Source organism: Cronobacter dublinensis subsp. dublinensis LMG 23823, from assembly GCF_001277235.1.
Lineage (GTDB): Bacteria > Pseudomonadota > Gammaproteobacteria > Enterobacterales > Enterobacteriaceae > Cronobacter > Cronobacter dublinensis.
The window spans coordinates 1,164,044-1,188,459 of the sequence record NZ_CP012266.1; the positions used below are offsets into that span (position 1 = coordinate 1,164,044).

Sequence of the window (24,416 nt, forward strand, 5' to 3'; positions counted from 1 at the left end):
CGGCTCCTGTTAACTCAAGACTGCGGTTGCTGTGACTGCGTCTGACCAGCGGCGCCGGATTTCTGCTGTTGCTGGTTTGCAGTCACTTCCTGCGCTTTCACCTGCGCGCCCGGACGAACCTTCTGCAACCCGGTTACGATCACGCGATCGCCGGATTTCACGCCGTCAGTAACGACCCACTTGTCGCCCATTGCCTGGCCAACAGTGACCGGACGCACTTCGACTTTGTCGCCTTCGCCGACCACCATCACGGTTGCATCACCGCGTGGAGTACGCGTTACGCCCTGCTGCGGCACCAGAATCGCGTTCGGGTTGACGCCTTCTTCGAGACGGGCGCGGACAAACATGCCCGGCAGCAGCGTGTGGTCAGGGTTCGGGAAGATAGCGCGCAGCGTAATGGAGCCGGTCGTCTGATCCACGGTCACATCGGAGAACTCCAGCGTGCCGTCCTGTGGATATTTCAGACCGTCAGCGGTGGAGAGCGTCACTTTTGCTTTGCCGTTATCCTGCTTCAGCTGTCCGCTCGCCAGCTCCTGCTTGAGACGCAGGAAATCGTTGCTGGACTGGGTCACGTCGACATAAATCGGGTCAAGCTGCTGGACGGTCGCCAGCGCAGTCGTCTGGCCGTTTTGCACCAGCGCGCCTTCCGTCACGGCGGATTTGCCGATGCGGCCGCTGATAGGGGAGGTCACTTTGGTATACGCGAGGTTGATACGCGCGGTTTCCACCGCGGCTTTGGCCGCGACGACGGCCGCGTTCGCCTGCTGGGCCTCGGCCTGCGCGTTGTCGTAATCCTGCTGGCTGATATACTGCGTGCCGAGCAGTTTCTGATAACGCTTGAGCGTCACCTGAGCGATGTTGGCGCTGGCCTGCGCTTTCGCGAGATCGCCTTTGGCGCTTTCATAGGAAGCCTGATAAGGCGCCGGGTCGATTTGATAAAGCGACACGCCAGCCTTAATTTCGCTGCCTTCCTCGAAATTACGCTTCAGGATGATACCGCTCACCTGAGGACGAACTTCCGCCACACGATACGCACTGGTACGGCCCGGCAGTTCCGTTGTGATTTGCAGAGGTTCGCTTTTCAGCGTCACTACACCCACTTCGGGCGCCTGGGGCGCTTGTTGCTGAGCCTGTTCACCGTCACATCCTGTAAGCGCTAAGCTGCCTGAAAGCATCAGAACGACCGCCAGAGGCGTGAATCCTCTGTTTTTGTTCATATCTAAACCTCGAGTGTCCGATTCCAAAAAATGACCAATGGATCAAAAGTCCGCAAACCCATTGCTGCGTTTATAGTGTCGTCATGCTATGGTACATACATACAGAAATGTATGTAAATCTGACTCCTGTAAATTCACCGACATATGGCACGAAAAACCAAACAGCAAGCCCTGGAGACGCGTCAACACATTCTGGATGTGGCGATTCGCTTGTTCTCGCAACAGGGGGTGTCAGCCACGTCGCTGGCGGACATTGCCCAGGCGGCGGGCGTAACGCGAGGCGCCATTTACTGGCATTTCAGGAACAAGTCGGATTTATTTAGCGAAATCTGGGAATCATCAGAGGCCAGCATTGGCGATCTTGAAAATGAGTATCGGGCAAAATTCCCAGACGATCCACTCTCTGTTTTACGGGAGATTCTCGTTTATATACTTGAAGCTACGGTGACAGAAGAGCGTCGCCGTCTGATGATGGAAATAATTTATCACAAATGTGAGTTTGTTGGAGAAATGGCCGTTGTCCAGCAGGCGCACCGCAGCCTCTGTTTTGAAAGTTACGACCGTATCGAACAGGCGCTGATGCAGTGTATGCACTCCGGTATGCTGCCAAAAAACCTCCAGACCCGCCGCGCCGCGATCCTGATGCGCAGCTATATTACGGGGCTGATGGAGAACTGGCTTTTCGCCCCACAGACGTTTGATCTTAAAAAAGAAGCGCGCGAACTGGTGGCGATTTTGCTGGAGATGTATCAATACTGCCCGTCCCTGCGCCACACCCCTGACGCCGCGCCTGCGGACGCGACACGCTGAATTTATCTTAAAGCCCGGCGGGCCGCTATTCCATGCGCCAGAGCCGTGGTATTCTCTGCGCCGTTCCACTATCCCCGCAGGCATTCCGCGTGCGGTCTGGCCATGATCTCATTCAAATGACAATGCAGCACACAACCCTTTCGCGGCGCCTGACGTCCGCTGTTTTCTTTGCCCTCCTGCTGATGTTCAGCGCGCTTTCGCCTGCCGTGGCGCAGGCGGCGTCTGCCAGCGGGGAACTCCCGTCGCGTGCCGAAGTGCAGTCGCAGCTGGATACGCTCGGCAAACAAAAAAACCACTCCGCGCAGGATAAGCTGACGACCGAAGATCTGACGGCGACGCTTGAAACGCTGGATAAAATCGAGCGCGTGAAGCAGGAGACGGTGCAGTTGCGCCAGCAGGTGTTGCAGGCGCCGGAAAAAATGCGCCAGGCGACCGACAACCTCAACGCGTTACAGAATCAGGACAGCGATGAGGTGGTGCGCCAGACATTAAAAAGCCTGTCGCTGCGCCAGCTCGAATCGCGCGTCGCATCAGTGCTTGACGATCTGCAAACCGCGCAGAACGACCTGGCGACGTTTAACAGTCAGTTAGTGTCACTACAGACACAGCCAGAGCGCGTGCAGAACGCGATGTACAACGCCTCGCAGCAGCTTCAGCAGATCCGCAATCGCCTCAACGGCACCGCGCCAGGTGAAGAAGCGTTGCGTCCTTCGCAGCAAGGATTGATGCTGGCGCAGCAGGCGTTGCTGAACGCACAGATAGAGCAGCAGCGTAAAAGTCTTGAAGGCAACACGGTGCTGCAGGACGCACTTCAGAAACAGCGCGATTACACCAACACGCATATCAACCGCCTCGAACACCAGTTGCAGTTATTGCAGGAGGCGGTCAACAACAAGCGCCTGACGCTGACAGAGAAAACCGCCCAGGAGGCGATTGCGCCGGAGGATGCCTCCAGCATTCAGACCAACCCGCTGGTGCGTCAGGAACTGGAAATCAACCATCAGCTCAGCCAGCGGCTTATCGACTCGACCCAAAGCGGCAACAATCTGGTTCAGCAGAATATCCGGGTGAAAAACTGGCTCGACCGCGCATTGCAGTCGGAGCGCAACCTGAAAGAGCAGATCTCGGTGCTAAAAGGCAGTCTGTTGCTTTCTCGTATTCTGTATCAGCAGCAACAGACGCTGCCTTCCGCCGATGAACTGGAAGACATGACGAACCGCATCGCGGATCTGCGTCTTGAGCAGTTTGAGGTCAACCAGCAACGCGACGCGCTGTTCCAGAGTGATGCGTTTGTCGCCAAACTGGAAGAAGGCCACAAGAGCGACATCAACGACGATGTGCACGACGCGCTGTTGCAGGTCGTCGATATGCGCCGCGAGCTGCTCGATCAGCTCAACAAACAGCTCGGCAATCAGCTGATGATGGCGATTAACCTGCAAATCAACCAGCAGCAGTTAATGAGCGTCAGCACCAATTTGCAGGAGATGCTCACGCAACAGATCTTCTGGGTAAACAGCAACAAGCCGATGGACTGGGAGTGGGTGAAAGCCTTCCCGCAGGCGCTACACGGCCAGTTGAAGGCCATGAAAATTACCTTTAACTGGGAAAAAGCCTGGCCTGCGATGTTAAAAGCGCTGCTCGCCGGGCTGCCATTGCTGTTGATCGCGGGGCTGATCCGCTGGCGTTTTCGCTGGATGCGCCAGTACCTGAATAAACTGGCAGGCGAAGTCGGCCAGTTGCGTAACGACAGCCAGCTGCATACGCCGAAAGCAATCCTGATAAACCTCATCCGCGCGCTGCCGGTTTGTCTGATCATTCTGGCGGTGGGGCTGATTCTTTATGTCATGCAGCTGAATATCAGCGATCTGCTCTGGGCATTCAGCAAAGAGCTGGCCATGTTCTGGCTGGTGTTTGGGCTGTGCTGGCGCGTGCTGGAAAAAGACGGCATGGCGGTGAGCCACTTTAATATGCCTGCCACGCTGACCAGCCACTGGCGACGCCAGATTGTGCGGGTGAGCCTGGCGCTGTTGCCGCTGCTGTTCTGGTCGGTGCTGGCGGAGCTGTCGCCGCTGCATCTGATGGACGACGTGCTCGGCCAGAGCATGATTTTCCTGAACCTGCTGCTCATTACCGCGCTGGTCTGGCCGATGGGCCGTGACAGCTGGCGTGATAAAGAGTCGCACACCATGCGACTGGTTACGGTAACGGTACTCTCTTTTGTGCCCATCGCGCTGCTGGTACTGACCGCGACGGGCTATTTCTATACCACGCTGCGTCTTGCCGGACGCTGGATTGATACCGTCTACCTGGTGATCATCTGGAACCTGCTCTATCAGACGGTGTTGCGTGGGTTAAGCGTTGCGGCGCGCCGTATCGCGTATCGCCGCGCTGTGGCGCGTCGTCAGAATATGGTGAAAGAAGGCGCGGAAGGCGCAGAGCCGGTGGAAGAGACCTCGCTCGCGCTCGACCAGGTCAACCAGCAGACATTACGCATCACTATGCTGGTGATGTTCGCGCTCTTCGGCGTCGTGTTCTGGGCTATCTGGTCTGATTTAATCACCGTCTTCGCTTACCTCGACAGCATCGTGCTGTGGCACTACAACGGCACCGAAGCGGGTGCGGCGGTGACGAAAAACGTAACGCTCGGCAGCATTCTGTTCGCGGCCGTGGCATTTATGGTGGCCTGGGCGCTGATCCGCAACCTGCCTGGCCTGCTGGAAGTGCTGGTGCTCTCGCGCCTGAAAATGCGCCAGGGCGCGTCCTACGCCATTACCACTATCCTCAACTACGTGATTATCGCGGCGGGCGCCATGACGGTGTTCGGCTCGCTCGGCGTGTCGTGGGATAAACTGCAATGGCTGGCGGCGGCGCTGTCGGTCGGTCTCGGTTTCGGCCTGCAGGAGATTTTCGGGAACTTCGTCTCGGGCCTGATTATCCTCTTCGAGCGCCCGGTGCGTATCGGCGATACCGTCACCATCGGCACGTTCTCCGGCACGGTCAGCAAAATCCGCATCCGCGCCACGACGATCACCGATTTCGACCGCAAAGAGGTGATCATTCCGAACAAAGCGTTTGTGACGGAGCGCCTTATCAACTGGTCGCTGACCGACACCATCACCCGCGTGGTGATCCGTCTCGGCGTGGCGTATGGATCGGATCTCGACAAAGTGCGCGAGATCTTACTGAAAGCGGCGATGGATCACCCGAAAGTGATGCACGATCCGGAGCCAGCGGTGTTCTTCACCACCTTTGGCCCAAGCTCGCTGGATCACGAGCTGCGCCTCTACGTGCGTGAACTGCGCGATCGCAGCTATACCGTGGATGAGCTGAACCGCACCATCGACAAACTGTGCCGGGAAAATGACATCAATATCGCGTTTAACCAGCTGGAAGTGCATCTGCACAACAACCACGGCGACACGCATACCGAAGTGAAACGCGACCTGCGTAACGACAACGACGACGGCGAGGCGAACGCGGTTAAAGCCTGACGTGTAACGCGCCCTTCTCCCTGAAGAAAGGAGGGGGCGCTTACTTCTCCTGTTCGCGCAGCTTGCGCAGAAAGTCGTCACGCACGATCTCCAGCGCCGCCAGCACCGTCTGCGGCGCGATATCATGATTCTCCAGCAGCATAATCAAATCCACCGCGAGCTTTACTTCATCAGGGGCTTGTTCAAGCGACATCGTTTCTCTCCTCTCAGTGATACAGGTTTAGCGTGTAATACGCTCAAGCGCCCGCTCCGTACGGGTAATGGCGGTACGACAGCGTGCGAGACGCTCGCCGAGGGCTTCAATTTCACGCTGAAGCTGCGGGTCATCATGGACGGCGCGTCGCTGTTCGCGTTCGGCTTTCATCGCCAGCAGGCGCCGCTCATACTCCTGATACTGCGCAAGACGTGCGTGCAGCCGCCCGCCAGGCAGATGCGCGTTCTCATGACGGCGCAGCGCGGCGGTGGCCGCCTCACGCTGTAACGCTTCGATTTGCAGCACGAGCCGTTCGGCAAGCCACGCCACGCGCGCCGCATCGCCTTGCGCCACTGCGGCTTCCAGATGGGCAAGGCTTTCGCCTGCTTCCGTCAGATAATCACCAAGCCGCGTGCCGCCATGTGAAAACAGCTGGCGATCGAAGCGCGGCGAAAAGTGACGCTGTCCGGCCAACGGGCCAAGCTGCTGATGAAGGCTTTCGACGCGAGCCTTAAGCGATTGCAATAATAGGGGGGTTCTCATGTGACTCCGGGCGTTAGGCCATGCGCGCTGTGCTACAGTAACTCACCTGGTTTCGCGAGTACGATTATGCAAAGGACTATTTTACTCATCCTCGGGTGGCTGGCGGTAGTGCTGGCGACGCTGGGCGTGGTGCTACCGCTTCTGCCGACGACGCCGTTTCTGCTGCTGGCCGCCTGGTGTTTCGCGCGCTCCTCGCCGCGTTTTCACCACTGGCTGCTGTATCGCTCCTGGTTTGGCGGCTATTTGCGGCACTGGCAGCAATACCGGGCGATGCCGCCGGGCGCGAAGCCGCGCGCGATACTCGTTATCCTCGCGACTTTCGCTATCTCACTGTGGATGGTGAGGATTTTTTGGGTGCGAGTCATGCTGCTGGTCATCTTAAGCGGGCTGCTGATTTTCATGTGGCGCATCCCGGTCGTTGATGAAAAACAACAAAACCCGTAAAGCGTACCCGCAGTGGTTGCAATTGCCGCGCGCAGCCAGTAAATTCGAGCGTTTTCGAGTACAGGCGCCGTTGGTTAAAGGGTAAACAACTTCTCCCTGCGACCGTCTCCGGCAACCTGTGAGTAATACCGTTTTTATCAGGCATACATCCATGACCGCAACTGCGCAGCAGCTTGAATTTCTTAAAAACAGCATCAAAAGCATTCAGGATTACCCGAAGCCGGGCATTCTCTTTCGTGACGTCACCAGCCTGCTGGAAGATCCCAAAGCCTATGCCCTGAGCATCGAACTGTTAGTGGAGCGCTACAAGAACGCGGGCATCACGAAAGTCGTGGGTACCGAAGCGCGCGGTTTCCTGTTCGGCGCGCCGGTCGCGCTGGCGCTCGGCGTGGGTTTTGTCCCGGTGCGCAAGCCGCGTAAACTGCCGCGCGAAACCATCGCGGAGAGCTACGAGCTTGAGTACGGCACCGATCAGCTGGAGATCCACGTCGACGCGATTAAGCCTGGCGATAAAGTGCTGGTGGTCGACGATCTGCTGGCGACCGGCGGCACCATTGAAGCCACCGTGAAGCTCATCCGTCGTCTCGGCGGCGAGGTCACCGACGCGGCGTTCATTATTAATCTGTTCGACATCGGCGGCGAAGCGCGCCTCAATAAGCAGGGCATCACCTGCTACAGCCTCGTGCCGTTCCCGGGCCACTGATCTTCTTCCCGGCAGCCTCGCCCATCGGGTGGGGCTGTGTTAGCATGACCCCTTCAGAATCCACCACTCAAGCGTTTCAGAGCCTGCCCATGAGTTATCAGGTCTTAGCCCGAAAATGGCGCCCACAAACCTTTGCTGACGTCGTCGGCCAGGAGCATGTGCTCACCGCCCTGGCGAACGGTTTATCGCTGGGCCGAATTCACCACGCCTACCTGTTTTCCGGTACGCGCGGCGTCGGCAAGACTTCTATCGCCCGTCTTCTGGCGAAGGGGCTGAACTGTGAAACCGGCATCACCGCCACCCCGTGCGGCGTGTGCGACAACTGCCGTGAAATCGAGCAGGGGCGTTTCGTCGATCTGATTGAAATCGACGCCGCCTCGCGCACCAAAGTGGAAGATACCCGCGATCTGCTGGATAACGTCCAGTACGCGCCAGCCCGCGGCCGCTTTAAAGTTTACCTTATCGACGAAGTGCACATGCTCTCGCGCCACAGCTTCAACGCGCTGTTGAAAACGCTGGAAGAGCCGCCGGCGCATGTGAAATTTCTGCTCGCGACCACCGATCCGCAAAAGCTGCCGGTGACGATCCTCTCCCGCTGCCTGCAGTTCCATCTGCGGGCGCTCGATCCCGATCAAATCCGCCAGCAGCTTGAACATATCCTGACGCAGGAAGGCATCAGCCACGAGCCGCGCGCGCTGCAACTGCTGGCCCGCGCCGCCGACGGCAGCCTGCGCGACGCGCTGAGCCTGACCGATCAGGCGATCGCCAGCGGCGACGGCCAGGTGACTACCCAGGCGGTGGGCGCGATGCTCGGCACGCTCGATGACGATCAGGCGCTGAGCCTGATTGAGGCGCTGGTCGCCGCCGACGGCGAACGCGTGATGCAGCAAATCAACGATGCCGCCGCGCGCGGCGTCGAGTGGGAGGCGCTGCTGGTCGAAATGCTCGGCCTGCTGCATCGCGTGGCGATGGTACAACTCTCGCCGTCAGCGCCTGGCGCGGATATGGCCCCGCTGGAGCAGCGCCTGCGCGAACTCGCGCGCACCGTGCCGCCGGGCGATATTCAGCTTTATTACCAGACGCTGCTTATCGGACGCAAAGAGCTGCCCTGGGCGCCGGAGCGCCGGATGGGCGTTGAGATGACGATGCTGCGCGCGCTGGCGTTTCACCCGCGCGCGCCGCTGCCGGAGCCTGAGCGCGACGTTCAGCCTGCGGCGGTGCTCCCGGTCGTGAACGCCACACCTGCCCCTCAACCGCAGGTTCAGCCGCCGCAGCCCGTGCAGAACCTGGCCGTGGCGCAGTATCAGGCGCCGCCTCAACCCGAGTCGCCGTCTCAGCCCGCCGCGCAGACGCCGCTGCCCGACACGACAAGCCAGCTTCTACAGGCGCGCAGCCAGCTGCAGCGCGCCCAGGGAGCGGCCAAACCAAAAAAGAATGAACCGGCAGCGCCAGCCACAGCGCGGCCGGTGAATAACAGCGCGCTTGAGCGGCTGGCGTCCGTGACCGAGCGCGTGCAGTCCCGGCCCGCGGTCGTGAAAGACGAGACGCCGGCTAAAAAAGAGGCGTATCGCTGGAAAGCGAAAAATATCGTGCCGCAGGCGCAGCAGGCCCCCGTCGCCACGCCGCGCGCGCTGAAAAAGGCGCTGGAGCACGAGAAAACCCCGGAACTTGCCGCGAAGCTCGCCGAAGAGGCCGTCACGCGCGACGCGTGGGCGGCGGAAGTGAGCCGTTTACAGGTGCCGAAGCTGGTGGAGCAAGTCGCGCTTAACGCCTGGAAAGAACAGGACGGCGCGAAAATCTGTCTGCATCTGCGACCCTCGCAGCGCCACCTGAACTCCGCGTCGGCGCAGAAAACCCTCGCCGACGCGCTGGGCGTTTTGTACGGCGCCCCGGTTGAACTGACTATCATTGAAGATGATAATCTTGCGCACCGGACGCCGCTGGAATGGCGGCAGGCGATCTACGAAGAGAAACTCGCACAGGCGAGAGAAGCGATTATCGCGGATGCCAATATCCAGACGCTGCGTCGTTTCTTCGACGCGGATCTGGATGAAGAGAGTATTCGCCCCCTTTGACAGGCAGTATCGCTGTCTGTTGTAACCCCTGGCCTCGCTGTCGGCCCTGCCGTCAGCGACCTGAAGCAAAGAGAGAAGCTTATGTTTGGTGGTAAAGGCGGTCTGGGCAACCTGATGAAACAGGCCCAGCAGATGCAGGAAAAAATGCAGAAGATGCAGGAAGAAATCGCTCAGCTGGAAGTCACGGGCGAATCTGGCGCGGGCCTCGTAAAAGTCACCATCAACGGCGCGCACAACTGCCGTCGCGTGGAGATCGATCCGAGCCTGCTCGAAGACGACAAAGAGATGCTGGAAGATCTGGTCGCTGCCGCGTTTAACGACGCCGCTCGCCGCATCGAAGAGACGCAGAAAGAAAAAATGGCTTCCGTTTCCTCCGGCATGCAGCTGCCGCCGGGCTTTAAGATGCCGTTCTGATGCCCCCGGGACGACAGGGCTCTCCTGTCGTCCCGCTTTTCCGCGCAGTTCCTCGCCACTCTCGTTTTCCCGCCGTGCGTCTCCTCTGGGCTATGCTTTTACCATGAGGTTTACAGTGCGTGCACAAAGGCGCAGGTGGTAATCTACACGCTTTGTTCGTTGTTAAGGAATGTCTTCATGCAGACCAGTCCTCTGCTGACTCAACTGATGGAAGCCCTGCGCTGCCTGCCGGGCGTGGGCCCGAAATCGGCACAGCGCATGGCGTTTACGCTGCTGCAACGCGATCGCAGCGGCGGCATGCGTCTGGCTCAGGCGCTGACCCGCGCGATGTCGGAGATAGGCCACTGCGCCGACTGCCGCACGTTCACCGAGCAGGAAAAATGTAATATCTGCACCAACCCGCGTCGTCAGGAAAACGGACAGATCTGCGTGGTGGAAAGCCCGGCGGATATTCATGCCATCGAGCAGACCGGGCAGTTCTCAGGCCGTTATTTTGTGCTGATGGGGCATCTTTCGCCGCTCGACGGCATCGGCCCCGACGATATCGGGCTTGACCGCCTGGAGCAGCGTCTGGAAACGGAGACGCTGAAAGAGATTATTCTCGCCACCAACCCGACGGTGGAAGGGGAGGCGACCGCCAATTACATCGCTGAGCTCTGCGCCCAGTATGGCGTTGACGCCAGCCGCATCGCGCACGGCGTGCCGGTGGGCGGCGAGCTGGAAATGGTGGACGGCACCACGCTCTCGCACTCGCTGGCGGGCCGCCACAAAATGACCTTCTGAGCCGTTTTATCTTCTCTTTTGCACAAAGCCGCATTGCGCGGCTTTTAACCAGTTAACACATGCCGTTTTTTCCGCCGCTTGAAAAGTTTCCCCGCTATCCCCATCTCTGCCTCAACCGTTTTTGTTCACTGTGGCCTGTTTTGTTGAGGTATCACCATTATGAAAGGACAAGAGACCCGTGGTTTTCAGTCAGAGGTAAAACAGCTTCTGCACCTGATGATCCATTCTCTCTATTCAAATAAAGAGATTTTCCTGCGCGAGCTTATCTCCAACGCCTCGGATGCGGCGGACAAACTGCGCTTTCGCGCGCTTTCCAGCCCCGATCTCTATGAGGGCGACGGCGACCTGCGCGTGCGCGTCTCGTTTGATAAAGACAACCGCACCCTGACTATCGCCGATAACGGCATCGGCATGACGCGCGATGAGGTTATCGACCATCTTGGCACCATCGCGAAATCAGGCACCAAAGCATTCCTCGAATCGATGGGCTCTGACCAGGCGAAAGACAGCCAGCTTATCGGCCAGTTCGGCGTAGGCTTCTATTCCGCGTTTATCGTGGCGGATAAAGTCACCGTGCGCACCCGCGCGGCGGGCGCAGGCGCCGACGAAGCGGTGTTCTGGGAATCGGAAGGCGAAGGCGAATATACCGTTGCCGATATCACCAAAGCGGATCGCGGCACCGAGATCACGCTGCACCTGCGTGAAGGCGAAGATGAGTTCTTAAACGACTGGCGCGTGCGCTCCATCATCAGCAAATACTCTGACCATATCGCGCTGCCGGTTGAGATTGAAACCCGCGAAGAGAAAGACGGCGAAACCGTTGTCTCCTGGGAGAAAATCAACAAAGCGCAGGCGCTGTGGACCCGCAGCAAAGGCGAAATCAAAGACGAAGAGTACACCGAGTTCTATAAGCACATCGCCCACGATTTCACCGACCCGCTGACCTGGAGCCATAACCGCGTCGAAGGCAAGCAGGAATACACCAGCCTGCTGTACATCCCTTCGCAGGCCCCGTGGGACATGTGGAACCGTGACCATAAACATGGGCTGAAACTCTACGTCCAGCGCGTCTTTATCATGGACGACGCCGAGCAGTTCATGCCGAACTATCTGCGCTTTGTGCGCGGTCTGATTGATTCCAACGATCTGCCGCTTAACGTCTCGCGTGAAATCCTCCAGGACAGTACCATTACCCGCAACCTGCGCAGCGCGCTGACCAAACGCGTACTGCAGATGCTCGATAAACTGGCGAAAGACGACGCTGAGAAATATCAGACGTTCTGGAAACAGTTCGGCCTGGTGCTGAAAGAAGGCCCGGCGGAGGACAATGGCAATCAGGAGGCTATCGCCAAACTGCTGCGTTTTGCCTCTACCCATACCGATTCCTCCGAGCAGACCGTATCGCTGGAAGACTACGTCTCCCGCATGAAAGAAGGGCAGGAGAAAATTTACTACATCACCGCCGACAGCTACGCGGCCGCGAAGAGCAGCCCGCATCTGGAACTGCTGCGTAAGAAAGGCATCGAAGTGCTGCTGCTTTCCGATCGCATCGACGAGTGGATGATGAGCTATCTCACCGAGTTCGACGGCAAAGCGTTCCAGTCGGTGGCGAAAGCTGACGAGTCGCTGGAGAAACTGGCCGACGAGGTGGATGAAAGCGCGAAAGAAGCGGAAAAAGCGCTAGAGCCGTTCGTGGATCGCGTTAAAACGCTGCTGGGCGAGCGCGTGAAGGAAGTGCGTCTGACGCACCGTCTTACCGATACGCCGGCGATTGTCACCACCGACAACGACGAGATGAGCACCCAGATGGCGAAACTCTTCGCCGCGGCGGGCCAGGCGGTGCCGGAAGTGAAATACATCTTTGAACTCAACCCGGATCATCAGCTGGTGAAACGCACCGCCGATACCCAGGATGAGGCGCAGTTCAAGGAGTGGGTAGAGTTGCTGCTCGACCAGGCGCTGTTCGCCGAGCGCGGTACGCTTGAGGATCCGAACCAGTTTATCCGCCGTATGAACCAGCTGCTGGTCTCCTGATAGCTGTCGGGATGGGACTGGAAAGGTGGGTGCGCTAACGCTTACCCACCCTACAAGTGCATTGTATTAGCGTAGGGCGGGTAAGCAACGCGCACCCGCCATCGTAAAACGTCTCCTCATCCCATCACCCATAAAAAGGCGGACACGCTCGCGTGCCCGCCTTTTTTATATCGCATACGCCATTTTCTGCATGCCACGCCCCGGTGAAACCATTCACCATCCGCCGCGTTTGTTGTCGGGATAGCGCCTTTAATGGTATGGTTTTCGCTTCAATCACGTAGTGAAAATGCAAACGTATGGAGAATTACGCAATGCGTATTATTCTGCTCGGCGCTCCGGGCGCAGGAAAGGGGACTCAGGCACAATTCATCATGGAGAAATACGGCATTCCGCAAATCTCCACCGGTGATATGCTTCGCGCCGCAGTGAAATCCGGCTCTGAGCTGGGCAAACAGGCGAAAGACATCATGGACGCCGGCAAGCTGGTTACCGACGAGCTGGTCATTGCGCTGGTCAAAGAGCGTATCGCACAGGACGATTGCCGCAACGGCTTTTTGCTGGACGGTTTCCCGCGCACCATTCCTCAGGCGGACGCCATGAAGGACGCGGGCATCAACGTTGACTACGTGCTGGAATTCGACGTACCGGATGAACTGATTGTCGATCGTATCGTGGGTCGCCGCGTTCACGCCGCCTCTGGTCGCGTTTACCACATCAAATTCAATCCGCCGAAAGTGGAAGGCAAAGACGACGTAACCGGTGAAGAACTGACCACGCGTAAAGACGATCAGGAAGAAACCGTGCGTAAGCGTCTGGTGGAATACCATGAGATGACCGAGCCGCTGATCGGCTACTACCGTAAAGAAGCGGAAGCGGGCAACACCCGTTACGCCAAAGTCGACGGCACCAAAGCCGTGAGCGACGTGCGCGCCGAACTGGAAAAAATCCTCGGCTAAACCGCCTTCGTATGACTGACGCCGGGCTGAGCCCGGCGTTTTGCTTTCTGCCTCCTCCCTTTGCGCCGCGCTTTTTCCACTCACGCCTTAAATTTCTCCGTCTGACGGCGTATAACGTGGGCGGGTTAATACACAGGGAACACCGCATGTTCAGACAGACTCCGCTGCTGGATGAGTCCACCGCAAGGCTGATTGTCCGGCGCGCCATGAGCATCATCGATTATCCGGTCAACGTGATGGACAGCCATGGCGTCATCATCGCCTCAGGCGATCCTGCACGACTGATGGAGCGCCACGAAGGGGCGCTGCTGGCGCTTGCTGAAAGTCGTGTGGTGGAGATAGATGCCGCCACCGCGCGCCACCTCAAGGGTGTGCGCCCCGGCATCAACCTGCCATTCTGTTTTCGCCAGCGCCAGATTGGCGTCATCGGTATTTCAGGCGAACCCGCGCAGGTGCGCGCCAGCGGCGAGCTGGTGAAAATGGCCGCCGAGCTGATGGTCGAGCAGGCGGCGCTGCTTGAGCAAAGCCAGTGGGAGAAGCGTTATCGCGAAGAGCTCACGCTCCAGCTGCTGTCGGGCGGCGGCGAGCGCGAGGCGCGCGAATCGATGGCGGCGTGGCTTGGCGTCGCGCTGGACGTGCCGCGCATCGCCTGGATTATCGAACTACGGGACGGCAATCCGCAGCAGATGCGCGAACTGCTGGCCGAACTGGAGCGCGAAGAGCGCGAGGCGTTGTTCGCCATGACCGGCTTTAGCGAAATGGTAATGCTGCGCCCGGCGAGCCTTGAGAGCGGGCAGTGGAGCGAGCAGCAGGACCGGCGTCAGGCGCAACATCTGCATGCGCTCTGGCAGGGGCGTTTTAACGTGCGGCTGATTATCGGCGGCTTTTACGCAGGCGACGCCGGGCCGTCCCGTTCGCTGCGCGCGGCGCGCGCCACCCAGTCGATGGCGCGACGCCTTAAGCTGCGCCACAAAACGCTGGTCTATGATGAAAATCCGCTGGCGGCGCTGCTGTGCGATCTCGGCGACGACTGGCGGGCGGAGGAGCTTGGCGCGCCCTGGCGTCGGCTTTCGCAGCACGATGAAAAAGGCGTGCTGCGCCAGACGCTGCGCGGCTATTTTTCCCGAAATTGTGAGCAGGCGCAGACGGCCAGCGCGCTGCATATTCACGTCAACACCCTGCGCTACCGGCTACAGCGCGTCGAGGCGATAACCGGCCTCAAAATCAATCAGTTATCTGACTGTCTCCAGCTTTACGTCGGCATGCTCACGCAGGCGTAATTTGTAGAAACCCACAAACAACAGGGGGTAGCGGCGCGCGTTCTTTGTGGGTTTCGCTCAGGCATTCCCCCTTTCGCGACGCTATGTTGTCCTGACTCTTACCTCAACGAGAAAACAATAATGACAACAGTATCCACTCTCGGGGCGCTGACGGCGTTAGTCGTCGCGATTGTTCTTATCCTGCGTAAAGTGCCGCCCGCCTACGGCATGCTGGCCGGAGCGCTGGCGGGCGGGCTGGTCGGCGGCGCGGATCTCGTCCATACGGTCAGCCTGATGATCCAGGGCGCGCAGGGCATCACTAACGCCGTGCTGCGCATTCTCGCGGCGGGCGTGCTCGCGGGCGTGCTGATTGAGTCCGGCGCGGCGCATACCATCGCCGAAACCATCGTGCGCAAAGTGGGCGAGAAGCGCAGCCTGCTGGCGCTGGCTATCGCCACGCTGATCCTGACGGCGGTCGGCGTCTTTATCGACGTGGCGGTGATCACCGTCGCGCCTATCGCGCTCTCTATCGCCCAGCGCGCGGGCATCTCGCGTATCGCCATTTTGCTCGCCATGATTGGCGGCGGCAAAGCGGGCAACGTGATGTCGCCGAACCCAAATACCATCGCCGCGGCGGATAACTTCCACGTACCGCTCACTTCCGTGATGCTGGCCGGTGTGGTGCCGGGCCTGGTCGGGCTGGCGATGGCCTGTTTTCTGGCGAACCGTCTCAGTCATAAAGGCAGCCGTGTCAGCGCGCAGGAGCTGCCGATTGAGGATACCGGGCCGCGCCCGGGCTTCGCCGCGGCCATCAGCGCGCCGCTGGTGGCGATTCTTTTGCTGTCGCTGCGCCCCATTGCGGGTATCGCCGTCGACCCGCTCATCGCGCTGCCGGCGGGCGGCCTTGCGGGCGCGCTGCTGATGGGGCGTCTGCGCCAGTGCAACACGTTTATGGTTTCCGGCCTAAGCCGTATGGCGCCGGTGGCGATTATGCTGCTCGGCACCGGCGCGCTGGCGGGCATTATCGCCAACTCCGGGCTGAAAGATGTGCTTATCGACACGCTGACCCATACCGGGCTGCCCGCCTGGCTGCTGGCGCCGCTTTCCGGCACGCTGATGTCGATGGCGACCGCCTCCACCACCGCAGGCACCGCCGTGGCGTCTGCCGTTTTCAGCCATACGCTGCTTGAGCTCGGCGTCAGCGGGCTGGCAGGCGCCGCGATGATCCATGCGGGCGCGACGGTGCTTGACCATCTACCGCATGGCAGTTTTTTCCACGCGACCGGCGGCAGCGTCGGGATGACCGTGCATGAACGTCTTAAACTCTTACCGTATGAAACGCTGGTGGGCTTTACCATTGCCACCGTGTCGGCGCTGATGTTTGGCGTGTTGGGTGTTGCTGCTTAAGGAATGAACCATGACAACCCTGAATAAAATCGTTATCGCCCCGGATTCATTTAAGGAAAGCCTGAGCGCTATGGATGTCGCGACGGCTATCGAGGCGGGCTTTCGCGAGATCTACCCGCAGGCTACCTATGTACGCCTGCCGATGGCCGATGGCGGCGAGGGCACCGTCGAGGCGATGGTCGCCGCAACCGGCGGGCATATCGTCCAGGTGCCGGTCACGGGGCCGCTCGGCAACCGGGTCGAGGGCTTCTATGGTGTGCTCGGCGACGGCGAAACGGCGGTTATCGAAATGGCTGCGGCCTCCGGGCTGCATCTCGTGCCGCCCGCGCAGCGCGACCCGCGCATCACCACCAGCTTCGGCACCGGGGAGCTTATCCTGGCGGCGCTCGATAGCGGCGTAAAAGCGATTATCATCGGCATCGGCGGCAGCGCCACCAACGATGGCGGCGCGGGTATGATGCAGGCGCTCGGCGTGCGCTTTCTCGATAGCCAGCAGCGCGGCCTGCTGCCGGGCGGCGCGTCGCTTGCCGCCCTTGAGTATATAGAAATGTCCGGGCTCGACCCACGGCTGGCGCATACCCGGTTTACGGTCGCGTGCGATGTCGATAACCCCCTGTGCGGCGCGAAGGGGGCCTCGGCTATCTTCGGGCCGCAGAAGGGCGCGACGCCGGAAATGGTGGCACAGCTTGACGCCGCGCTGCGCCGCTTTGGCGTAACGCTCGAAGCTATTACCGGTAAAAGCATCATCAGCGCGCCGGGCGCGGGTGCGGCGGGGGGCATGGGCGCGGCGCTGCTCGGTATGCTTAATGCGCAGCTGCGCCCCGGTATTGATATTGTCACGGAAACGCTGGGACTCGCGCAGGCGGTGCGTGACGCGGATCTGGTCATTACTGGCGAAGGGCGGCTCGACAGCCAGAGCATTCATGGTAAAACGCCGGTGGGCGTGGCGCGCGTCGCGAAGCAGTTTCAGCGCCCGGTAGTAGCGATTGCCGGTAGCCTGACGCCCGATTATCAGGTGGTCCACGAGCACGGCATCGACGCCGCATTCTCCGTGCTGGATCGTATCGTCACGCTGGAGGAGGCGCTGGACGACGCCGCGCGCAACCTGCGCGTGACGGCCCGCAACGTGGCGGCGCTCTGGCGCATGGCGCAGAACCACCGCTAGCGCCTTTTGCTGTTATCGGTTCCGGTAAATTCGTTTTACGTTACAATGATTTTCATTCGCAGCGGTGTGCCTGACTCTGTCAGGCGCGCCGTCCGCGCCGGATATCAATGAGGAACCGTGATGCAGTCAGTGAAAAGCGGCGTTTTATTAGTCAATCTCGGCACCCCGCAGGCGCCGACGCCTTCAGCCGTAAAGCGTTATCTGAAACAGTTTTTAAGCGACCGACGCGTCGTCGACGTGCCGCGCGTTATCTGGTGGCCGCTGCTGCGCGGCGTGATCCTGCCGCTGCGTTCCCCGCGCGTGGCGAAACTCTACCAATCCATCTGGATGGAAGAGGGCTCGCCGCTGATGGTCTACAGCCGTCGTCAGGAGAAAGCCCTGAGCGCGGCGCTCGGCGACGTGCCGGTGGCGCTCGGCATGAGCTACGGCCAGCCGTCGCTTGACAGCGCCGTGCAGAAGCTGCTCGACCAGCATGTCGATCACATCATCGTGCTCGCGCTCTATCCGCAATATTCCTGCTCCACCGTCGCGGCGGTGTGGGACGAGCTGGCGCGAATCACCGCCCGCTATCGTAAACTGCCGTCGATGACGCTGATTCGCGATTACGCCTGCGAGCCGACTTACATCAGCGCGCTGGTACAGTCGGTACAGCGCTCGTTTGAGAAACATGGCGAGCCGGATCTGCTGCTGCTTTCCTATCACGGCATTCCGCAGCGTTACGCCGACGAGGGCGACGACTATCCGCAGCGCTGTCGTGACACGACCCGCGAGCTGGTCTCCGCCCTCGGCATCGCGCCGGAAAAAATCATGATGACCTTCCAGTCGCGCTTTGGCCGCGAGCCGTGGCTGACGCCGTACACCGACGAGACCATGAAAATGCTCGGCGAAAAAGGCGTGAAGCATATTCAGGTGATGTGTCCGGGCTTCTCCTCGGATTGTCTGGAGACGCTGGAGGAAATCGCCGAACAGAACCGGGAAATTTTCATCGAGGCGGGTGGCGAAAAGTATGAATACATTCCGGCGCTTAATGATGAACCGGCGCACATTGCGATGATGAAGGAACTGGTAGACCGTTACCGTTAATCGCGTGGCGGGCGGTGAGTGTGCTAACATTCACCGCCTGAATAGTTACCTGCACGCAAGACCATGAAATTTCCCGGCAAACGTAAGTCCAAACACTATTTTCCCGTCAGCGATCGCGATCCGCTCCTGCAACAAATTCAACCCGAAAGCGACATCAGCGCCTCCTGGGTGGTGGGTATCGACCAGACGCTGGTGGATATCGAAGCCCGCGTGGATGACGCGTTTATTGAACGCTACGGCCTGAGCCTCGGCCATTCGCTGGTTATCGAAGACGATATCGCCGAAGCGCTGTATCAGGAGCTGGTGCGCGAAAACCTGATAACCCACCAGTTCGCCGGGGGCACCATTGGCAACACCATGCACAACTACTCGGTGCTGGCGGACGACCGCTCGGTGCTGCTGGGCGTCATGTGCAATAACGTGCAGATTGGCAGCTACGCCTATCGTTATCTCTGCAACACCTCCAGCCGTACCGATCTCAACTATCTGCAGGGCGTGGACGGCGCGATTGGCCGCTGCTTCACGCTGATAAGCGAGCAGGGCGAGCGCACCTTCGCCATCAGCCCGGGCCACATGAACCAGCTGCGCCCGGAAAGCATTCCCGAGGCCGTCATCGCAGGCGCGTCGGCGCTGGTGCTGACCTCTTATCTGGTACGCTGCAAACCCGGCGAGCCGATGCCGGAAGCCACCATGACCGCCATCCGTTACGCCAAAAAACATAACGTGCCGGTCGTGCTGACGCTCGGCACCAAATATGTGATTGCCGATAACCCGCAGTGGTGGCGCGATTTCCTCAAAGAGCATGTGTCGATTCTGGCGATGAACGAAGAAGAGGGCGAGGCGCTGACCGGCGAGAGCGACCCGCTGCTGGCGTCCAATAAGGCGCTCGACTGGGTGGATCTGGTGCTCTGCACCGCCGGGCCGGTGGGGCTCTACATGGCGGGCTTTACCGAAGACGAAGGCAAGCGCAAAACGCAGCATCCGCTGCTGCCGGGCGCTATCCCGGAATTCAACCAGTATGAGTTCAGCCGCGCGATGCGCTTTAAGGATTGCGAGCAGCCGCTGCGTATTTTCTCCCATATCGCGCCGTACATGGGCGGGCCGGAGAAGATAATGAACACCAACGGCGCAGGGGATGGCGCGCTGGCGGCGCTGCTGCATGACATCACCGCCAATAATTACCACCGCACCAACGTGCCGAATTCCAGCAAGCATAAGTACATCTGGCTGACCTATTCGTCGCTGGCGCAGGTGTGTAAATACGCGAACCGTGTGAGCTATCAGGTGCTCAACCAGCATTCGCCGCGTCTCACGCGCGGCCTGCCGGAGCGCGAGGACAGCCTCGAAGAGGCGTACTGGGAGCGGTAAGTGTAGCGGGAGCGGCGGGTGCGCTTGCGCTTACACGCCCTACGGGGCTCCGACGTCTGTTTCTGCGTAAGGTGGGTGAGCGAATGCGCACCCACCTTTACCCGCCGCCACTGCGTCAACTGTGGCTCAACACCTCTTGCGCCTGCTCGGGTTTATCGAGCATCCGCAGCATTGTGCTCGCAATTTCGCGCTCGCCCATCACCACGACATTCGCGCCGCGCTCGGTGATGTAATCCACCTCGTCGTCATAATGGGCGCGGGCGATGATCTCGATATCCGGGCGCTTCTCGCGCGCGGTGGCGACGATTTCACCGGCCTCATAACCGTTCGGGATAGTCAGCAGCAGCCAGCGCGCGCAGTCGAGGTGCGCAAGCGCCATGGTCTGCTCGTTGGCCGCATTGCCAAGCACCGCGCGAACGCCGCGCTCGCGCAGCGCCTCCACGCGTGGGCGCGAGGTCTCTACCACCACCAGCGGAATCCCCTCGGCGATAAGCTTCTCGCCAAGCAGGCTGCCAACGCGCCCGTACCCCACCAGCAGCGCATGATTGCAGACATCCACCGGGTTCTGCTGCTCTTCTTCCATCGCCTCTTCGAGCGTCTGCTCCTCCAGCTCGTCGTGGCGCGAGAGAAAGCGCTCCAGCAGCACAAACAGCACCGGGTTGAGCATAATGGAGAGGATCGCGCCCGCCAGCACCAGGTTCTGCCCGTCCTGTGGGAGCAGATTCAGTGCCATGCCGAGCCCGGCCAGAATAAACGCGAACTCGCCAATCTGCGCGAGGCTCACCGCAATCGTTAGCGCGGTACGGCGCGAGTGGCCGAACAGCTTCACCAGGATAAACGCCGCGAGCGACTTGCCGAACAGGATAATCAGCAGCGTGCCGAGCACCGCCAGCGGCTGTTGGACCAGAATCATCGGGTCAAACAGCATCCCGACCGAGACGAAAAACAGCACCGCGAAGGCGTCGCGCAGCGGCAGCGTGTCGTGCGCGGCGCGATGGCTGAGCTCGGATTCATTCAGCACCATGCCCGCGAAAAACGCGCCGAGCGCAAAGGAGACGTCAAACAGCTCCACCGCGCCGAAGGCGATGCCGAGCGCCAGCGCCAGTACGGCCAGCGTAAACAGCTCGCGCGAGCCGGTCGCCGCGCTGCGCGCCAGGATCCACGGCACCAGACGACGGCCCACCAGCATCATCAACGCGATAAAGGCAATCACTTTGCCAAGCGTAATCCCCATGTCGAGGCTCAGCGTCGCGAGGCCCAGATCGCCTTTCTCCAGCATACCGGCGACGGCGGGCAGCAGCACCAGCGTCAGCACCATCACTAAATCTTCGACGATAAGCCAGCCGATGGCGATTTGCCCGCGCTGGCTGTCGATAAGTTGCCGCTCCTCAAGCGCGCGCAGCAGCACGACCGTACTGGCGGTGGAGAGACACAGACCGAAAACAATGCCGGTCATCAGCGACCAGTCAAGGAAGGAGGCCAGCCCCACGCCAAGCAGCGTCGCCACGGCTATCTGCAAAATTGCGCCGGGTATGGCGATAGACTTTACCGCCAGCAGATCCTTCAGTGAGAAATGCAGACCCACGCCGAACATCAGCAGGATCACGCCAAGCTCCGCCAGCTCCGGCGCAAGCTTCGTATCCGCGACAAAACCGGGCGTGAACGGCCCGGCCACCACGCCCGCCAGCAGATATCCCACCAGCGGTGAGATGCGCAGCCGGTTGGCGAGCATACCGAGAATAAAGGCCAGAACAAGGCCACCGACAAGTGTGGTGATAAGCGGTGTGGCGTGATGCATTCCGTCTCCTTTCGTTGAATGGGGTACACCGGGTGTTTTGTGTGCAACTCGTAACAGTTTATGACAATTTTCGGCAGCGCGGGGTAAAAAATTAGCGAAAACTTTCCTAAATCGTCCGTTAACCGCAAAAAATGCGAATTGACCGCAGAACTGCATATTATCCTGAGAAAACCAAGATGCGATGAGGGGGAGCGGTCGGGACAGGTCTCGCTTTATTTTCAGGAAAGCAGGTCTTTCAGGCCAGAAAAATGTTAACCTGGCTGCAATGGCGAGCTTTTCGCGCCAAATGATGATTTTTTGACAGGGACATGACTGCAAGATGATAGCAATCATCAGGATTTAGCCCGTGGCTGCGATTTTTTGCAGATAACGGCCTAAAAGCCCGCTTTGTGAATAAGGCGTAAACATGGCGGCTGGCTGACACGCGGTTTTGAGGAAAGTCGCAAATATGAAAACAAAGTTGAGTATGTTCGGCTGGCGCTGTAATTTCAGCATTTCACGTTACGGATAGGGAGAGTTGTCATGGGGTTAGCCAGAAAAGGGTTGGCTGTCGCGTTGCTGGCGGGGCTTAGCCTGCTGAGCGGCGGCGCAGCGGCCTGGGAGCAGGATAAAACGTATAACATCACCATTTTGCACACCAACGATCATCACGGTCATTTCTGGCGTAACGAATATGGCGAATATGGTCTGGCGGCGCAAAAAACGCTGGTCGACAGCGTGCGCCGTGAGGTGACGGCGCAGGGCGGCAGCGTGCTGCTGCTCTCCGGCGGCGATATCAACACCGGCGTACCGGAATCCGATCTCCAGGACGCCGAGCCCGATTTTCGCGGTATGAACCTTATCGGCTACGATGTGATGGCCGTCGGCAACCATGAGTTTGACAACCCGCTAAGCGTCCTGCGCCAGCAGCAAAAATGGGCCAAATTCCCGCTGCTCTCCGCCAATATCTACCAGAAAAGCACCAATGAGCGGCTTTTCAAACCCTGGGCTATTTTCAAACCGCAGGGCATTAAAATCGCCGTGATCGGGCTTACGACCGACGACACGGCGAAAATCGGCAACCCGGAGTTTTTCACCGATATCGAATTTCGCAAGCCTGCCGATGAGGCGAAACTGGTGATTCAGGAGCTTCAGCAGAATGAAAAACCGGACGTGATTATCGCCGCCACCCACATGGGCCATTACGACAACGGCGATCACGGCTCTAACGCGCCGGGGGATGTCGAGCTGGCGCGCGCGCTGCCGCCGGGGGCGCTTACCATGATAGTGGGCGGTCACTCGCAGGATCCGGTCTGTATGGCATCGGAAAATAAAAAGCAGGTCGACTACGTGCCTGGCACGCCCTGCGCGCCGGACAGGCAAAACGGCACCTGGATTGTCCAGGCCCACGAATGGGGCAAATATGTTGGCCGCGCTGATTTCCAGTTCCGCAACGGCGAAATGAAGCTGGTGCGCTATCAGCTCATCCCCATCAACCTGAAGAAAAAAGTGACCTGGGATAACGGCGAGAGCGAGCGCGTGCTTTACACGCCGCAGATCCCGGAGAACCCGCAGATGCTCTCGCTGCTGACGCCATTCCAGAAAAAGGGCCAGGCGCAGCTGATGGTGAAAATCGGCAGCGTCAACGGGCGTCTTGAGGGCGACCGCAGCAAGGTCCGCTTTGTGCAGACCAGCATGGGGCACTTAATTCTTAACGCGCAGATTGCGCGCACCGGGGCCGATTTCGCGGTCATGAGCGGCGGCGGCATTCGCGACTCCATCGAAGGCGGCGACATTACCTATAAAGATGTGCTCAAGGTACAGCCGTTCGGCAACACGCTGGTGTATGTCGATATGACCGGTAAAGAAGTCGTGGAGTACCTGACGGCGGTGGCGCAGAAAAAACCCGATTCCGGCGCCTATCCGCAGTTTGCCAATGTGAGCTTTACGGCGTCAGGCGGCGCGCTCAATGACCTGAAAATCAAAGGCGAACCGGTCGATCCGGCGAAAACCTACCGCATGGCGACGCTCAGCTTTAACGCCACCGGCGGCGACGGTTATCCGCCCATCGATAAAAAGCCAGGCTACGTCAACACCGGATTTGTGGATGCGGAAGTGCTGAAACAGTACATCCAGCAGAGCTCGCCGCTGGATGTAAACGCCTTCGAGCCGAAAGGCGAGGTGAGCTGGCAGTAACTCAGTCGCGGCGGGCGATATCAGCGAACTGCGCGTTCAGCAGCCTCGCTAAATCCGCCGCCGCCAGTTCGATATCCAGCCCGCGCTTGCCGCCAGAGATATAAATGGCCGGGAAGTCGCGGGCTGGCGCGTCTATCAGCGTCGGCAGGCGCTTTTTCTGCCCAAGCGGGCTGATGCCGCCCACCAGATAACCCGTGGTGCGCTGCGCAATCATCGGGTCCGCCATTTCCACTTTCTTAGCGCCCAGCGCCTTCGCGACCTTTTTTAAATCAAGCTGCGTCGCAACCGGCGTCACGGCGACCGCCAGCTGTTTCATATCGCCATTCACCGCCACCAGCAGCGTTTTATAGACCTGCTCCGCGTTGAGTCCGAGCTTGCGCACCACTTCATCGCCGAAGTTGGTTTCACCCGGATCGTGCTCATAGGCGTGCAGCGTGAAAGGTATCTTGTTTTTTTCCAGTAAATTAACGGCGGGCGTCATCTTTTCCTTCTCATTTC

At 59.5% G+C, this 24,416-nt stretch carries 20 protein-coding genes and 1 other annotated feature; of the genes, 15 read left to right on the top strand and 5 right to left on the bottom strand.

The features are described from left to right. Window positions 1–14 precede the first annotated feature (14 nt). Window positions 15–1,217: a multidrug efflux RND transporter periplasmic adaptor subunit AcrA gene (acrA, locus tag AFK67_RS05330; RefSeq protein WP_007713748.1), complete on the bottom strand. Its 1,203-nt coding sequence runs from the start codon at window positions 1,215–1,217 to the stop codon at window positions 15–17. A 144-nt stretch (window positions 1,218–1,361) separates the two neighbouring features. Between acrA and acrR the strand changes: the two genes are divergently transcribed. Next, window positions 1,362–2,027 carry a multidrug efflux transporter transcriptional repressor AcrR gene (gene acrR / locus AFK67_RS05335; RefSeq protein ID WP_007713747.1) on the top strand — a complete coding sequence of 222 codons (666 nt, stop codon included), beginning with the start codon at window positions 1,362–1,364 and terminating at the stop codon, window positions 2,025–2,027. Window positions 2,028–2,143: 116 nt separating this feature from the next. Then, entirely contained in the window at window positions 2,144–5,518 is a 3,375-nt protein-coding gene (gene mscK, locus AFK67_RS05340; RefSeq protein WP_193352262.1) for a mechanosensitive channel MscK, read from the top strand. Between the two features lie 40 nt (window positions 5,519–5,558). Here mscK and rsmS read toward each other — a convergent pair whose 3' ends face one another. Then, window positions 5,559–5,711, bottom strand: a complete 153-nt coding sequence (gene rsmS / locus AFK67_RS21580; protein WP_007713744.1) for a pleiotropic regulatory protein RsmS — start codon at window positions 5,709–5,711, stop codon at window positions 5,559–5,561. Between the two features lie 27 nt (window positions 5,712–5,738). Beyond that, the gene (priC, locus tag AFK67_RS05345; protein WP_007713742.1) at window positions 5,739–6,254 is read right to left on the bottom strand and encodes a primosomal replication protein PriC; all 516 of its coding nucleotides are present in this window, start codon (window positions 6,252–6,254) and stop codon (window positions 5,739–5,741) included. Window positions 6,255–6,320: 66 nt separating this feature from the next. Between priC and AFK67_RS05350 the strand changes: the two genes are divergently transcribed. The 12 genes from AFK67_RS05350 to AFK67_RS05405 all read left to right on the top strand — a co-directional run bounded on the left by AFK67_RS05350 (window position 6,321) and on the right by AFK67_RS05405 (window position 19,945). Next, window positions 6,321–6,698, top strand: coding sequence for a DUF454 family protein (locus AFK67_RS05350; RefSeq protein ID WP_007713740.1), 378 nt, complete (start codon window positions 6,321–6,323; stop codon window positions 6,696–6,698). 151 nt (window positions 6,699–6,849) lie between these two features. After that, window positions 6,850–7,401, top strand: a complete 552-nt coding sequence (apt, locus tag AFK67_RS05355; protein WP_007713738.1) for an adenine phosphoribosyltransferase — start codon at window positions 6,850–6,852, stop codon at window positions 7,399–7,401. Window positions 7,402–7,490: 89 nt separating this feature from the next. Then, a complete protein-coding gene (dnaX, locus tag AFK67_RS05360) occupies window positions 7,491–9,476 on the top strand; it encodes a DNA polymerase III subunit gamma/tau (protein ID WP_032966587.1) in 1,986 nt (661 codons plus the stop codon). Beyond that, window positions 8,809–8,873, top strand: a sequence feature (DnaX frameshifting element). (Overlaps the previous gene by 65 nt.) An 81-nt stretch (window positions 9,477–9,557) precedes the next feature. Then, entirely contained in the window at window positions 9,558–9,890 is a 333-nt protein-coding gene (locus AFK67_RS05365; protein ID WP_004386900.1) for a YbaB/EbfC family nucleoid-associated protein, read from the top strand. Between the two features lie 177 nt (window positions 9,891–10,067). After that, window positions 10,068–10,673: a recombination mediator RecR gene (recR, locus tag AFK67_RS05370; RefSeq protein WP_007713735.1), complete on the top strand. Its 606-nt coding sequence runs from the start codon at window positions 10,068–10,070 to the stop codon at window positions 10,671–10,673. Between the two features lie 159 nt (window positions 10,674–10,832). Next, a complete protein-coding gene (gene htpG, locus AFK67_RS05375) occupies window positions 10,833–12,707 on the top strand; it encodes a molecular chaperone HtpG (protein WP_038884058.1) in 1,875 nt (624 codons plus the stop codon). Window positions 12,708–13,018: 311 nt separating this feature from the next. Then, window positions 13,019–13,663: an adenylate kinase gene (gene adk, locus AFK67_RS05380; protein ID WP_007713731.1), complete on the top strand. Its 645-nt coding sequence runs from the start codon at window positions 13,019–13,021 to the stop codon at window positions 13,661–13,663. A 146-nt stretch (window positions 13,664–13,809) separates the two neighbouring features. Continuing rightward, complete coding sequence (locus AFK67_RS05385; RefSeq protein ID WP_038884056.1) at window positions 13,810–14,943, top strand: sugar diacid recognition domain-containing protein; 1,134 nt, start codon at window positions 13,810–13,812, stop codon at window positions 14,941–14,943. 120 nt (window positions 14,944–15,063) lie between these two features. Beyond that, on the top strand, window positions 15,064–16,329 hold the full coding sequence (locus AFK67_RS05390; protein WP_007713728.1) for a GntP family permease: 1,266 nt from the start codon (window positions 15,064–15,066) through the stop codon (window positions 16,327–16,329). Window positions 16,330–16,339: 10 nt separating this feature from the next. Continuing rightward, window positions 16,340–17,494, top strand: a complete 1,155-nt coding sequence (locus AFK67_RS05395; protein WP_007713725.1) for a glycerate kinase — start codon at window positions 16,340–16,342, stop codon at window positions 17,492–17,494. Window positions 17,495–17,614: 120 nt separating this feature from the next. Then, a complete protein-coding gene (hemH, locus tag AFK67_RS05400; protein WP_007713721.1) occupies window positions 17,615–18,577 on the top strand; it encodes a ferrochelatase in 963 nt (320 codons plus the stop codon). Window positions 18,578–18,640: 63 nt separating this feature from the next. Next, complete coding sequence (locus tag AFK67_RS05405; protein WP_007713718.1) at window positions 18,641–19,945, top strand: inosine/guanosine kinase; 1,305 nt, start codon at window positions 18,641–18,643, stop codon at window positions 19,943–19,945. A 115-nt stretch (window positions 19,946–20,060) separates the two neighbouring features. Here AFK67_RS05405 and ybaL read toward each other — a convergent pair whose 3' ends face one another. After that, on the bottom strand, window positions 20,061–21,743 hold the full coding sequence (ybaL, locus tag AFK67_RS05410; RefSeq protein WP_007724694.1) for a YbaL family putative K(+) efflux transporter: 1,683 nt from the start codon (window positions 21,741–21,743) through the stop codon (window positions 20,061–20,063). A 522-nt stretch (window positions 21,744–22,265) separates the two neighbouring features. Between ybaL and ushA the strand changes: the two genes are divergently transcribed. After that, complete coding sequence (gene ushA / locus AFK67_RS05415) at window positions 22,266–23,918, top strand: bifunctional UDP-sugar hydrolase/5'-nucleotidase UshA (RefSeq protein WP_038884053.1); 1,653 nt, start codon at window positions 22,266–22,268, stop codon at window positions 23,916–23,918. A 1-nt stretch (window position 23,919) separates the two neighbouring features. Here the strand turns inward: ushA and ybaK are convergent, their stop codons facing one another. Then, the gene (gene ybaK, locus AFK67_RS05420) at window positions 23,920–24,399 is read right to left on the bottom strand and encodes a Cys-tRNA(Pro)/Cys-tRNA(Cys) deacylase YbaK (protein ID WP_007724706.1); all 480 of its coding nucleotides are present in this window, start codon (window positions 24,397–24,399) and stop codon (window positions 23,920–23,922) included. Window positions 24,400–24,416 lie beyond the last annotated feature (17 nt).